Origin of the sequence: Ferrovibrio sp. MS7 (assembly GCF_038404985.1) — a bacterium.
Taxonomy (GTDB): Bacteria; Pseudomonadota; Alphaproteobacteria; order Ferrovibrionales; family Ferrovibrionaceae; genus Ferrovibrio; species Ferrovibrio plantarum.
In genome coordinates this window covers 2,591,955-2,605,107 of sequence record NZ_JBBKBA010000001.1, presented here as the reverse complement: position 1 = coordinate 2,605,107, position 13,153 = coordinate 2,591,955, and the positions used below count along the sequence as shown (strand labels likewise).

Genomic DNA, 13,153 nt, shown 5'->3' with positions numbered 1-13,153 from the left:
CTGCGCAGGGCATGACGGCTTTTATTTTAAGGCCGATACGGCAAGGCCGCCGGCCCGGCCTGCCGCAGCGGCGCGGCGAGGTTGGCGAATTCGCAGAGCAAGGGCCTGGTGTCGCGTGGGTCGATGATTTCCTCGACCCAGAAACTCTCGGCGGTGCGGAACGGCGAGCGGACGCGGTTCAAGCGCTCCTCGATATCCGCCTTCAGCGCCACTGGATCCGCAGCGGCCTCAAGGTCGGCGCGATAGGCTGCCTCGATGCCGCCTTCCAGCGGCAGGCTGCCCCAGTCGCCGGACGGCCAAGCATAGCGGTAATGCAGCCGCGCCGCATTGGAATTGGCCGCACCAGCAACACCAAACGCCTTGCGCACCAGGATCGAACACCACGGCACGCTGGCCTGATACACCGCAGCCATGGCGCGCGCGCCATGGCGGATGGTGCCTGCCTTCTCGGAATCGAGGCCGATGACAAAACCCGGCACATCCACCAGATGCACCACCGGCAGATGGAAGGTCTCGGCCATGTCGACGAAACGCTCGACCTTGATCGAAGCATCGGCCGTCCAGCCGCCGCCATAGTGATACGGATCACTGGCGAGGATGGCGACCGGCCAGCCATCCAGCCGCGCCAGCCCGGTGATCACCGAGCGGCCATACATCTTGCCCATCTCGAAGAAGCTGCCGAGATCGACCACTGCGTCGATGATCTCGCGCATCTTGTAGACGCGGCGGCGATCACGCGGGATGGCGCTGATCAACTTCTCCTCGCGGCGGTCCGGCGGATCAATCAGCGGCCCGCGCGGCGGCAGCTCATAGACCGAACTCGGCAGATAGGAGAGGAAACGCCTGGCGGCGGCAAAGGCTTCCGCCTCGCTGCTTACGGCCAGATCGACGGCGCCGGAGCGGGTGTGAATCTCGACGCCGCCGAGTTCCTCCTTGGTCAGCGTCTCGCCCGCCCGCGCCACCACCGGCGGGCCGGCAATGAACATCTGCGAAATGCCTTCCACCATCACCGAGAAGTGGCTCGAGACCGTACGCGCCGCCCCAAGCCCAGCGACCGAACCGAGCGCAAGCGCCACCACCGGCACGGTGCCGAGATTAGCCACCACATGGTCCCAGCCGGGATTGGCCGGTACATAGGTGCGGCCTTCGCTTTCCAGCGAGCGCACCGAGCCGCCGCCGCCGGTGCCATCCACCAGCCGCACGATGGGGATGCGCAATTCGCGCGCCATCTGCTCGCTCATCACCTGCTTCTGCCAGATCGCGGCATCGGCGGCACCGCCGCGCACGGTGAAGTCGTCGCCGCCCACCACCACGGGGCGACCATCCAGCTTGCCGCGACCGAAAACGAAGTTGGTCGGGCTGAGATCGAGCAACTCACCGTTATCGCCATAACGGGCACGGCCGGCGATGGCGCCGATCTCGTGAAAACTGCCGGAATCGAGAAGCTGGGTGATGCGTTCGCGCACCGTCAGCTTGCCGCCATCATGCTGGCGCTTGATCTTGTCCGGCCCGCCCATCTGCCGGGCGAATTCCTCACGCCGACGCAGTTCCTCGATTTCCGGTTCCCAGCTCATTTCCCGCCCCGTTTCGTTGGTTTTAGTAAGTGCCCGGGTAATTGCCGCCATCGAGCAGGATATTCTGGCCGGTGAGATAGGCGGCGCGTTCCGAGCACATGAAGGCGCAGACTTCACCGAATTCCTCGGCCGTGCCGAAGCGGCCAGCCGGAATTGAAGCGGCCTGCTTGGCGAATTCAGCTTCGAGTTCAGCCCCGCTCTTCTTGCTCTGGGCGGCGATGGTGCCCTTGAGGCGGTCGGTCAGGTAGCGGCCCGGCAGCAAGCCATTGATGGTGACGCCATGCGGCGCCACCTGACGCGCCAGACCGGCGACGAAGCCGGTGAGGCCGGAGCGGGCGCCGTTGGACAGGCCGAGAATGGCAATCGGCGCCTTCACCGAGGACGAAGTGATGTTGACCACGCGGCCCCATTTGCGCGCGATCATGCCGTCCAGCGTCGCCTTGATCAGTTCGATCGGCGCCAGCATGTTGGCATCCAGCGCCTTGATCCAGGCATCGCGATCCCAATCGCGGAAGTCGCCCGGCGGCGGACCACCGGCATTGTTCACCAGGATATCAACCGCGCCGGCAGTACCAAGCGCATCGGCGCGGCCTTGCGGCGTTGCGATATCGCCGGCGACGGTCTTCACGGTAACGCCGGGCGCCATTGCACGCACGCGGGCCGCCGCTGCTTCCAGCGTTTCCTTGCCGCGCGCCGTCATGGTGATGTTGACGCCTTCCTTGGCCAATGCTTCAGCACAGCCAAGCCCCAGCCCCTTGCTCGACGCGCAAACCAGGGCGTTGCGGCCCTTGATACCGAGATCCATCTGTTCCTCCCAAAAAGAAAACGAAACTACTGCGCCGTCAGCCCACCATCGAGCACCAGCTCGGCGCCAGTCATGAAACTGGATTCATCGCCCGCAAGATAGAGGATTCCGCGGGCGATTTCCTCTACCTGGCCCATGCGGCCGATGGGATGCAGGCATTCGAGATGCTTGCGCGTGCGCTCCGGGTCGGCGCCAGCCGCGATATGCCCCTGCACCATCGCGGTTTCGACATAGCCAGGATGCACGGAATTGACGCGGATATTGTTCCGCGCGGCGGCGCATTCCATCGCCAGCGCCTTGGTAAACAGCGTTACCGCGCCCTTGGAGGCGCAATAAGCCGCCATCAGTGGTGCGCCAACCTTGCCGGCAATGGAAGCGACATTGATGATTGAGCCGCCGCCGGCGCGTTCCATCAATGGAATGGCGTATTTGCAGCCGAGGAATACCGCATCGGCATTCACCGCCTGCACCCGGCGCCATTCCTTCAGGCTCATCTCGGTGACGCTACGGAACACGCCGATGCCGGCATTGTTCACCAGGATATCGAGGCGCCCTTCCATGGCGGCGATGCCATCGATCAGCAGCGGCCAGGAAGCCTCGTCCGTCACATCCTGTTCAACGAAACGGCAGCCGAGTTCAGCTTCCGCCGCCTTGCCCTCTGCGGCATTGCGGTCGGTGATGACGACGCGCGCGCCTTCCTTCAGGAACAGGCCGGCAGTGGCGCGGCCAAAGCCGGACGCGCCACCGGTAATCAAGGCGACTTTGCCGGCGAGCCGGCTCAAGCTGCCGTGCCTAGAGCGCCGGCAGCAGCGGCTGCCGAGGTATCGACGCCCCATTCCTTGAGCGCGGCGCGGCCATCGGCGGCCTTGTCGGTGCCCTCGGCACCGGGCGGGCCGCGACGGATCGCGCCCGGCGTGCGCGAGAAGCGCGGCGCCGGATTGGGTTGCGTCACACCATCCAAGGTGACGAAGGTGTTGCGCGCCTGCATATGCGGATGCTGCGTCGCTTCCTCCAGGTTCAGCACCGGCGCGAAGCAGATGTCGCTGCCCTCCATCAGCTTGCACCATTCCGCGCGGCTGCGGGTGCGGAAGGCGGCGGCGAATGCGGCGCGCAGGTCGCCCCAACGGGCGCGGTCATGCTGCTTGGGCAGCACCTTGGGATCGAGGCCCAGCTTCTCGATCAGTTCGGCATAGAACTTGGTCTCGATCGAACCGATGCAGATATAGCCACCGCAAGCGCATTCATAGCTGCCATACCACGGCGCGCCGCCATCCAGCATGTTGACGCCGCGCTGGTCCTGCCAACGGCCCGAGGCACGGAAGGCATAGAACATGGTCATCAGCGAGGCGGCACCATCCACCATGGCGCTATCCACCACCTGGCCCTTGCCGCTGTTCTGGCGCTCGAACAACGCCGCCAGCAGGCCCATGGCGAGATAGAGCGAGCCGCCGCCGAAATCGCCAACCAGATTGAGCGGCGCGACGGGCGCACCGCCAGCCGGGCCGATGGCGCCGAGCGCGCCGGTCAGCGCGATATAGTTGATGTCATGGCCTGCCGCCTGGGCCAGCGGGCCATCCTGGCCCCAGCCGGTCATGCGGCCATAGACCAGGCCGGGATTGCGCTTCAGCGCCACATCGGGGCCAAGGCCGAGCCGCTCCATCACGCCGGGGCGGAAACCTTCCAGCACCACATCGGCCTTGCCGATCAGGTCCAGCACCATGGCAATGCCAGCGGGATTCTTCAGGTCCACCGGCACCGAACGCTTGCCGCGTGCCAGCAACTCGTATTTCGGCTCCACCGGCAGGCCGAGGCCGGAATCGCCCAAACGCTCCAGGCGCAGCACATCGGCCCCCAGATCGGCCAGCAGCATACCGCAGAACGGCACCGGGCCGATTGCCGGCATTTCAATGACCTTCAGGCCGGTAAGCGGACCGCTCATTTCTTTTCTCCATGCTGCTTGGGTGCCCATTCGACGGTAGGCAGGCCCTGTTTCTTCCAGGCGCCGAAGCCGCCATCGATATGCGACACCTTCTCCAGCCCCATCCGCTTGGCGGTGTGACCGGCCAGCGCCGAACGCAGGCCACCGGCGCAGAAGAACACGTATTCCTTGCCCTCGGCGAAAACCGGCTTGTGATAGGGACTTTCCGGATCGATCCAGAATTCCAGCATGCCGCGCGTGCAATGGAACGCGCCCGGCACCGCGCCATCACGCTCCAGTTCGCGCGGATCGCGGATATCGACCAGCACCACATCGGGCTGGCCGAGTTTGGCGGCGGCCTGTTCCGGCGTTAGCGTGACGATTTCCGCCAGCGCTTCGGCCACCATCTGCTTATAGCCAATGGCCATGGTTTTGTTCCTCCCAACTCCAGGGTTAAGCCCAAGGTTAGCAAGCCCGAGCGGGGCTTTGCCAGCCTTACCTAACGAAAGTTTGATTCTGCCGAAAAACGCGGCAAACCGCGCGGCTCGCCCTCTGCCTCAGAACAGCCGTCTCAGAACAGCCGGGGCTGCCATTGCCAGCCGGCAGCCAGCACCACGGCACGTGCCGCGTCGCGCAGGGCGCCGTCATCGGGCCCAAGTCCAGCCAGGTTGAGCCAGCGGGCCGGTGGCAAGGGTGGCTCACCGGCATGGGCCGCTGCCTGCAGCCGGCCGGCGAGGCGCAACACCGCCACAGTCTTGGCCGTATCATCAAAGCGCAATTCCAGCGCGGCAATGAAGCGCCCGCCTTCGCTCAAATCCAGCAAATCGGCAAGGCGCGGATCGTCCAGGCGCCGCGCGATACGCAACGCATCGCCTTCCTCGGACACGCGCAGCACGCTGCGCCGCTCGCCCAGTGCCAGCAGCGCACTACGCAAAGCGGCCACCTCCTGCACCACCGTGCCCGCCGCCGGCTTCACCGCCTGCACGCGCTCCAGCAGCGGCACCAGGCCGGCGCCGAGCAGCAGCAGCCACAACGCGGCAAGCAGCGAGAAACCGGCGCGGCTGCGCAGCCAGACCAGCGCGGGCAGCACATGGCGCTGTTGCAGGCACGGCAATTGCCGCCGCCGCTTCGCCAATGCCGCCGGATCCGGGCCATAGACCGCCAGCAAGGTGTCTTCCACCGCCAGCCATTGCCCGACGCGGTAGCGCGCACGCTCGCCGGACTCGACGGTGGCGAAAGTCAGGCCGGCCTCGCCGATCTCGACACCGGCAGCCGCGAAACTGCCGAGCGAACGGCCATTGCCGCGCTCGATCTGCGCCCGCGCCAGGGCCGGATCGTTGAACCGCGCCACGATGCAGGCGGTGCCATCGCCGTAGCGTGCCATCTCGGCTGCCTCGGCACCGGGAAACATCGGCTTGAGATCACGGTAATCGGTGGCGCCACGCCCGAACACCGCCCAGGAATTCATGAAACCGCCATAACGGGTCGCCAGCGCCACGCGGTCGATGGCGAGATGCGAGGCCGCCCAGCGGTCGAGCAGGTCGAATACGGCCAGCAGCAGTCCAAGCCCGAGCAGCAGCCCAAGCAAGGCCAGCCAGGGCCCATCCTGCTGCCAGTCGATAGCCTCGATCACTGCTTGCAACCTGCTGCCTCCACGCGACTCAATGCCCCCACATTAACGGTTTCTTTGCCAACCGGGATCAAGCTGCGAATCGGATGAGTCTAACCGCAAAGAGACCATGGCCGCGCCGATCCCGCCCAGTTCCCTCGCCTCCCGCCCCGACCATGTCCGGGTCGGCCAGCACAAGGTGAGCACCGAAATCCTCGACACGCTGCGCCAGGCCAGCCGCAGCACTGGCGTGGATTTCGCCTATCTGGTGTCGCAGGCGGCGCAGGAAAGCGGTTTCCGCACCGATGCCCAGGCCCGCACCAGCTCGGCGCGCGGCATGTTCCAGTTCATCGAGAGCACCTGGCTGGAGATGGTGCGCGACCACGGCGGCAAATACGGCCTCGCCGATCAGGCCGCCAAGATCACCACCGGCAGCGATGGCCGCCCGCGTATCGCCGACGCAGCCGACCGCCAGGCGATCCTGGCCTTGCGCGACGACCCACGCGTTGCCGCCGCCATGGCCGCCGAATATGCCCGTGGCAACCAGGCCATGCTGTCGCGTGAATTCGGCGTCGAGGTCGGCAAGACAGAACTGTATCTCGGCCATTTCCTCGGCAGCAACGGCGCCACCAAGTTCCTCACGGCACTGCGCGACCGCCCCGACATGCCGGCGGCCGATCTGCTGCCGGATGCAGCCGCCAGCAATAGCGGCGTGTTCTTCGACAGCATGGGCCGCAAGCGCAGCGTCGGCGACATCCACGCCTATTTTACCCGCAAGCTGGAAGCCCATGCCGAGGGCCTGGAGCAATTCGCCGAAGCGCCGGGGCAGACGGCTAATGGCGGGCAGACCCCTGCCGCCACCACGGTGGCGCAGCAGATGGCGGAAACCCGCGCCAGTGTCGATCACATGGCGAAGATGATGGCCTTCGAGGCCCTGCGCGACCTGATGATGCGTGCCGGCCGGATCGGCCGCAACAACGACTCTTCCTGGTAGTCAGGCCATCGCCCCGGCTGTCATGGCCTTGTCGAGCGCGGCATGGAGCCAGCCGCAGGGATGCTCAAAACGCCCGAAGGTGATGTGGCTGTTGGCACCGGAGCGGAAGCCGGCCTGAATCGACTGGCCCATCTGGAAATCCTCGTCCAGCGCATCCCAGAAGATCTTCACATTCTTATCCCAATGCGCCCGCGCCTTCTCGGTCAACGCCGGTTCCGGAATCAGCGCCGCGCCCTGGATCATGCAGGCATCGGTGCCTTGCGGGAACGTGATCATCACCGTGGCATGATCGGGCTGCACCAGCACAATCAGGTTGGGGAAGAAGAAATAGAGCGGGTTGCCGAAATCGCGCACGCGCAGCCCATCAAGCGCCTGTGTCTTCAGCTTCGCCGCCTCGCGCTTGGTGAAATAGAGCCGCGCATGGGGATCGAAGCGTTCCATGACACTGACATTATCGAGGAACATCGGCGCGATGGTGCGGCCATGGGCATGGCGCACATGATAGGTTTCGAGCCCGCCCTCAATCACCACTTTCCAATTGCAGCGCAGGCCGATCTCGCGTTCGTCATAGACCACATGGTCCGATAGCCCGAAACTCTCCATGTCGCGCTTCAGCGGCCCGAGCGCCTTGTCGAGATCAAGGTCGCCATCCTGGCGCGGCAGCACAAACACCACGCCGAAGGCTTCCGCCACCGGCAGCCGCACCAGGCCATGCTGTCCCTTATCCAGATCGCCGAAACCCGCTTCATGCGGCAGGCTCAGCAGGGTGCCGGCATCGTCATACGTCCAGGCATGATACGGGCAGGTGAAGCGATGCCTGCCGCAGCCCTCGCGCGCCGTCACCAGGCGCGCACCGCGATGGCGGCAGACATTGAGATAGGCATGCACCTGCCCATCGCGGCCACGCAGCAACAGCAGCGGCAGGCCGAGGTGATCATGGGTGACAAAATCGCCGGGCTTGGCAAGCTTGGAAGAAAAACTGACCGCGATGGGATGGTTGCGGAACACGGTATCGCGTTCGCGCGCCAGGAAATCGGGATCGATATACCGTTGCACGGCAATGCGCGTCACCGCCTCGCCCTGATCGGTGGTGCCGCCCTCGATATGCTTCAGCGTGCGCGAAAGCCAAGCCGTCTGTGTTGCCTGATCCATCCGCCCCTCTCCCTACCCGCTTTTTATTGTCTTGAACCGTGCCATGGCAGCGACGAAATCCCAAAGCCGTGCCGCGATTGCCGCCTGATCCGGACGTTCCTTCTGTGCCAGCGCCTGACCGATACCCTGACGCAAACCGCCGAGGATCATGGCGCCGAGCAAGTGCGGATCGAGGCTGTCCGGGATTTCGCCGCGCCTCTGCGCCAGCGCGATATTCTGTGCCGCCAGTTCGATATGCGCCTGCAGCCGGCGCGCTTCTTCCGCCGCCACTTCCGGCTCGCGGCTCAGGCGCGCCAGCACAACCGGCGAAAGCGGTTCGGCATAATGGAAAGCCACCATGGCCTCCAGGCGGCGCTGTTCGCGACGGCCCCAGTCGACACCGGGCTGCGGGTTCACCGCCATCACGCGGGCATCGAAGCGGTCGTAGAAATCCTGCACCACCGCTGCGATCAAACCGGCCTTGGAGCCGAAATAGTGATAGCTGAGGCCGACCGAGACACCGGCACGGCGGGCCACATCGCCGATCTCGAGCGCGCCATCGCCCGCCACCAGTTCGGCGGCGGCTGCCTCCAGCAGCCGGCGGCGCGTATCGGCGCGGCCTCGTTCGAGACCGCTGCGCTCGATCGGGCCGGCATCGTTGGCCGGCACGGTTTTCTGTGCTTTCGGGCGTCCCATGCCTGGATTTTAATTGAATTCAATTCAATCAACAAGTCAGGAATTGGCAAGAGCCTGTGCCCGGCCCGCCAACCAATGAATTCAAGGCATTACTTCGGGGGTTCGAGACGTTCCGGCGGCACGATGACGCCACAGGAGATGATCAGTTTCATCGCCTGGTCGACGCTCATGGAGAGGATCTGGATATCCTCGCGGGGGAAATAGACCATGTAGCCGCCGGTCGGGTTCGGCGTCGTCGGCACATAGCAGGCGACGATATCGCGGCCCAGACGGCCACCCACCTCGCCAGTCAACTCGCTGGTGACGAAGGCGAGAGTCCAGGAGCCCTTGGCCGGCCAGGGCACCAGGGCGACCTGGCGGAAGGACTGGCCAGACTGGCTGAACACGGTTTCGAAAATCTGCTTCAGGCCGCTATAGAGGCCACGGATGATCGGCATCCGCGCCACCAGCCCCTCGCCGAAACCGAGCAGGCTGCGACCAAGGAAATTGGTGAACAGGAAGCCGATCAGGGTCAACAGCACCACGGCACCGATGACGCCCAGGCCCGGAACGCTGAACGGCAGGTTGGGTGGCAGCAGGCGCTCCGGCTCGTAGCCATGCGGGATCAGGCTTTTGACGTTGCGGTCAATCGCCTCAATGATGATCACCACCAGATAGATGGTAAGGCCGATCGGCGCGGTGATGATGATGCCGGCCAGGAACCAGTTGCGCAGCCTGGTCCACAGGCTCGGGCGCGGCGGCGGCAGGATGATCGCCGGCTTGTCCGGGTCGAACTGGGGCTGGTCTGGCATCTTGCTGGGCTGTCCTATCAGGCGAAAAAGGCGTTGAGCGCGTGGAAGGTTTCTTGCGGCGCTTCCTCGGGCAGAAAATGGCCGCAGGGCAAGGCTTCGCCGTGCACATCGCGGGCTTTCTCGCGCCAGGTGGCCAGCACGTCGTAATTCTTCTGCATAGCGCCGTTAGCCCCCCATAGCACCAGAAGCGGCGCATCCACGCGCATATGGGAATCGGCACGGTCATCGTCAAGGTCGATGCTGGCACCGGCGCGGTAATCCTCGCAGGTGGCATGAATGCAGCGCGGATCGCGGAAGCAGCGCTTGTATTCCGCCATGGCTTGCGGGGCGTAGATGTCGGCAGCCGCCGCCGACCAGGCGCGCAGCTTGCTCTCGAGATAATAGTCCGGGTCTGCACCGATCATGCGCTCCGGATGCGGGTTCGGCTGCGCCAGGAAGAACCAGTGGTAATAGGACGTCGCCACCGCCTGATTGACGGTATTGAACAGCGTCAGCGTCGGGATGATGTCGAGGACAGCGACACGCTCGATGGCAGCCGGAAAATCCAGCGCCAGGCGATGCGACACGCGGCCACCACGGTCATGGCCGGCCAGGCGGAAGCGCGGATAGCCCAGCGCCTGCATCACCGTCACCATGTCGGCAGCAGTGGCGCGCTTGGAATAGACACGATGCGCGGCATCGGAGTCTGGCTTCGATGAATCGCCGTAACCGCGCAGGTCGGCGCAGATGACGGTGAATTTCTCGGCCAGGCGCGGCGCCACCTTGTGCCACATGGCATGGGTCTGCGGATAGCCGTGCAGCAGCAGCAAGGGCGGGCCTGAGCCGCCGATGCGGCAGAAAATCTCAGCCCCGGCGCCGGCGATCCGTCTGGTTTCGAAGCCCTCAAACAGCATCGCCCTCGCCTCCTGTTTTTATGTCAGTGCCGGAAGAATTCCGGCTGTTCAGCTACGGCTTTTGCATCCCAGATGACCATGACGCGGCCACGCTTGGGCTGGGTGTAGACCGGCTTCGGACCGGTGGCGAGACGCTCTTCGGTGTAGCGCGCCACCATCAGGCCGGCGGGATTGGCGATGAACCAGGCTGGGATGTCGCGATAGGCGACTTCCGGCAACGGCTTGGTCAGGCGGCCAAGGAACTGGTATTCGCCGTGATAATCGCCGGCAAAGGCCACAGGCCGGCCGGCATCCTGGGCGCGCTTGATTTCCAGTGCCGCCGGTGTGCCATCGTAGCTCAGCCGGGCCGGCGGAAAGACGCCGAGATGCACGGTGAGAAACAGGCCAACGCCTACGGTGACAACGGCCGCGATCTGGCGCAGCAGCGTCGGCTTCAGCGACAGCCAGATGGCGATGACCGCGACCACAACCAGCGCCGACACCACTTCGAAATGCTGCTCCAGCGCCCAGTCCGGCAGATCGAGCTTGTCGCCGAGTTGCGGCTGCTTGTGCAACAGCCAGGGCAAGGCGGCCAGTGCAATGGTGAGGACGAGCAGCACAGCAATCGACGGCCAGGCATCCCAGCGGCGCGCCTCCGTGCGGCCAACCAACAGCCCATGCGCCACGATCAGCGCGAAGGCCGGCGCCAGCGGCAGCAGGTAATGCGGCTGCTTGCCACTGATCGCCGAGAAGATCAGCAGGCCGCTGCCGCCGACGATGAGGCAGAAGCGCAGGCCGCTGTCGCGCCAGGCACCATCATTCAACCACAGCGCGCGCCAGCTTGGGCGCCAGAACAGCCACGGCAGCAACAGCAGCGGCAGCATCGGGAAATACCAGAAGAAGCCGCGCTTATGCGCGAAGCTGTCCTTCATGCGGCCGGCGGTCTGGCCCCACAGCAGCGCCTGCTTGAATTCCGGTCCACCGGCTTCCGCCGCCGGCAGGGCCCAGGCAAGGCCGATCAATGCGCCAAACACGATGCTGCCGAGCAGGCCGAGATACCAGGAAAGCCAGCCGGGCCGGTTGGCAGCATCGGCCCAGAGCGGCGCCAGCAGGGCGGGCGGCAGCACATAGACCAGGATCACCGGCCCCTTGGCCAGAATGCCGATGCCGATGGCAAGGCCGGTGAGCAGCAGGCCGCGCTTCATCTGGCCGTGGCGCAAAGCCAGCGTCAGCCCGATCCAGCCGGCCAGCGCAAAGAAGGCCATCATCAGGTCGAACATGGTGAGCGTGGCGAACAGCATCCACCATGCACCGGTGAGCAGCAGCAGCGGCGCCAGCGCACTCACATCGCGGCCCAGTTGCCCCGGCCAGAGCAGCCGCGCCAGCACTACGCTCAAACCCAGGGCTCCGAGGCCGAAAAGCGGTGCCACCAGGCGCGCCCAGGTCTCCGACACACCGAAGATCATCCAGCCGAGACGGATCAGCCAGAACAGCAGCGGCGGCTTGTGGTGATAGGCTTCGCCATTCAGCAGCGGCACCAGCCAATGATCGGCCAGGTGCATCTCCCACGCCACGGTGATGTAGCGGGTCTCGTCAATCGGCATGATCGGCCGCGCCACCAGCGCCGCCACAACCACCAGCAGCCACAAAGCGAAAGTGGCGGGCAGCAGCGGACGGGAGCCGAGCGACGGCTGCATCAGGTGATCTCGGCGGCGAGCTTGCGGCGCTCGCGGTAGATCAGATGCAGGTTACGGGCATACACCACCAGGCCACTGATCTGGCCGAGGATGAACACCAAGTCGGCGCGATGGATGGCATAGACCAGCAGCGTGACGCCGCCGAACAGGCTGATGTACCAGAAGGCCAGCGGGATTTCGCTGCGGCGGACGCGTTCGGCATGAATCCACTGCACGATGAAGCGCGAGGCAAAGATCGCTTGGCCGCCAAAGCCGACAATGGCCCAGAAGCTCAGGTTATCAATTACACGGTCCCAAAATTCCGCCAGCATGGCGCCTACTCCCAAAAAATTATCCCGGCATCACGCCAGGGGGTCGCTGCCGCCACTATCGCGCCAGCGGCGCTGCAGCCAGATGACCCCAACCATATCCACCAGACCCGCCTTGAGGCGGCCCCAGGTGCCGTAATGCGAGGCGCCACCACCGCGCGGGCGGTGATTCACCGGCACCGAGCGTACCCGCCCGCCATGGCGCAGCACCAGGGCCGGCAGGAAGCGGTGCATGTGATCAAAGGCCGGCAATTCCAGGAACAGCGACCGCGACAGCATTTTCAGGCCGCAGCCGGTATCCGGCGTGGCATCGCCAAGCAGCCGGGCGCGCACGCCATTGGCGATGCGCGAGGAATAACGCTTCACCCAGGTATCGCGGCGCTTGGTGCGGTGGCCGGCCACCAGCAGGCGCATGCCGCCATCGCCCTCGGCACGCAGCATCGCCCACAAAGCCGGCAGATCGGCAGGATCGTTCTGACCATCACCATCCAGTGTCGCGATGAAAAGCGCGCGGGCGGCACGCACGCCACTCAACACCGCCATTGACTGGCCGGCATTGCGGCGATGCCGGATCGGCCGCAACTCCGGCATGGCAGCGGCAAGCTGCTTCAGCATCTCGGTGGAGCCATCGCTCGAGCAGTCATCAACCGCCACGATCTCGAAGGCGATGCGGCCACGCAACGCGGCGCACACCTCCTCGAGCAACGAACCGATATTGGCGGCCTCGTTGTGCACGGGAATGACCACAGACAAATCCG

At 65.2% G+C, this 13,153-nt stretch carries 14 protein-coding genes; 1 reads left to right on the top strand and 13 read right to left on the bottom strand.

The genetic code is table 11. The features are described from left to right. Window positions 1-26: 26 nt before the first annotated feature. The 6 genes from V6B08_RS12520 to V6B08_RS12495 all read right to left on the bottom strand — a co-directional run bounded on the left by V6B08_RS12520 (window position 27) and on the right by V6B08_RS12495 (window position 5,939). Window positions 27-1,574: an acyl-CoA carboxylase subunit beta gene (locus tag V6B08_RS12520; protein ID WP_341981212.1), complete on the bottom strand. Its 1,548-nt coding sequence runs from the start codon at window positions 1,572-1,574 to the stop codon at window positions 27-29. Window positions 1,575-1,596: 22 nt separating this feature from the next. Continuing rightward, on the bottom strand, window positions 1,597-2,379 hold the full coding sequence (locus tag V6B08_RS12515) for an SDR family oxidoreductase (protein ID WP_341981210.1): 783 nt from the start codon (window positions 2,377-2,379) through the stop codon (window positions 1,597-1,599). A 26-nt stretch (window positions 2,380-2,405) separates the two neighbouring features. Next, window positions 2,406-3,161 carry a glucose 1-dehydrogenase gene (locus V6B08_RS12510; RefSeq protein WP_341981208.1) on the bottom strand — a complete coding sequence of 252 codons (756 nt, stop codon included), beginning with the start codon at window positions 3,159-3,161 and terminating at the stop codon, window positions 2,406-2,408. Further along, on the bottom strand, window positions 3,158-4,318 hold the full coding sequence (locus V6B08_RS12505) for a CaiB/BaiF CoA transferase family protein (protein WP_341981206.1): 1,161 nt from the start codon (window positions 4,316-4,318) through the stop codon (window positions 3,158-3,160). The genes V6B08_RS12510 and V6B08_RS12505 overlap by 4 nt, the downstream gene beginning before the upstream one ends. Then, entirely contained in the window at window positions 4,315-4,725 is a 411-nt protein-coding gene (locus V6B08_RS12500; protein ID WP_341981204.1) for a rhodanese-like domain-containing protein, read from the bottom strand. The genes V6B08_RS12505 and V6B08_RS12500 overlap by 4 nt, the downstream gene beginning before the upstream one ends. Before the next feature lie 143 nt (window positions 4,726-4,868). Further along, complete coding sequence (locus V6B08_RS12495; RefSeq protein WP_341981201.1) at window positions 4,869-5,939, bottom strand: hypothetical protein; 1,071 nt, start codon at window positions 5,937-5,939, stop codon at window positions 4,869-4,871. 97 nt (window positions 5,940-6,036) lie between these two features. Here V6B08_RS12495 and V6B08_RS12490 point away from each other — a divergent pair, with 97 nt between their 5' ends. Beyond that, window positions 6,037-6,900: a hypothetical protein gene (locus tag V6B08_RS12490; protein WP_341981199.1), complete on the top strand. Its 864-nt coding sequence runs from the start codon at window positions 6,037-6,039 to the stop codon at window positions 6,898-6,900. Here V6B08_RS12490 and V6B08_RS12485 read toward each other — a convergent pair whose 3' ends face one another. The 7 genes from V6B08_RS12485 to V6B08_RS12455 form a co-directional block, all read right to left on the bottom strand. Beyond that, on the bottom strand, window positions 6,901-8,052 hold the full coding sequence (locus V6B08_RS12485) for an aromatic ring-hydroxylating oxygenase subunit alpha (protein WP_341981197.1): 1,152 nt from the start codon (window positions 8,050-8,052) through the stop codon (window positions 6,901-6,903). 12 nt (window positions 8,053-8,064) lie between these two features. Beyond that, window positions 8,065-8,727: a TetR/AcrR family transcriptional regulator gene (locus V6B08_RS12480; protein ID WP_341981195.1), complete on the bottom strand. Its 663-nt coding sequence runs from the start codon at window positions 8,725-8,727 to the stop codon at window positions 8,065-8,067. A gap of 89 nt (window positions 8,728-8,816) precedes the next feature. Further along, a complete protein-coding gene (locus V6B08_RS12475; protein WP_341981193.1) occupies window positions 8,817-9,518 on the bottom strand; it encodes a DUF502 domain-containing protein in 702 nt (233 codons plus the stop codon). Between the two features lie 17 nt (window positions 9,519-9,535). Next, the gene (locus V6B08_RS12470; protein ID WP_341981191.1) at window positions 9,536-10,411 is read right to left on the bottom strand and encodes an alpha/beta fold hydrolase; all 876 of its coding nucleotides are present in this window, start codon (window positions 10,409-10,411) and stop codon (window positions 9,536-9,538) included. Between the two features lie 23 nt (window positions 10,412-10,434). Beyond that, entirely contained in the window at window positions 10,435-12,087 is a 1,653-nt protein-coding gene (locus tag V6B08_RS12465; RefSeq protein ID WP_341981190.1) for an ArnT family glycosyltransferase, read from the bottom strand. Further along, window positions 12,087-12,398, bottom strand: coding sequence for a lipid-A-disaccharide synthase N-terminal domain-containing protein (locus tag V6B08_RS12460; RefSeq protein ID WP_341981188.1), 312 nt, complete (start codon window positions 12,396-12,398; stop codon window positions 12,087-12,089). The genes V6B08_RS12465 and V6B08_RS12460 overlap by 1 nt, the downstream gene beginning before the upstream one ends. 30 nt (window positions 12,399-12,428) lie before the next feature. After that, window positions 12,429-13,142 (bottom strand): glycosyltransferase family 2 protein, encoded by a 714-nt coding sequence (locus V6B08_RS12455; protein WP_341981186.1) that lies wholly within the window; start codon window positions 13,140-13,142, stop codon window positions 12,429-12,431. Window positions 13,143-13,153 lie beyond the last annotated feature (11 nt).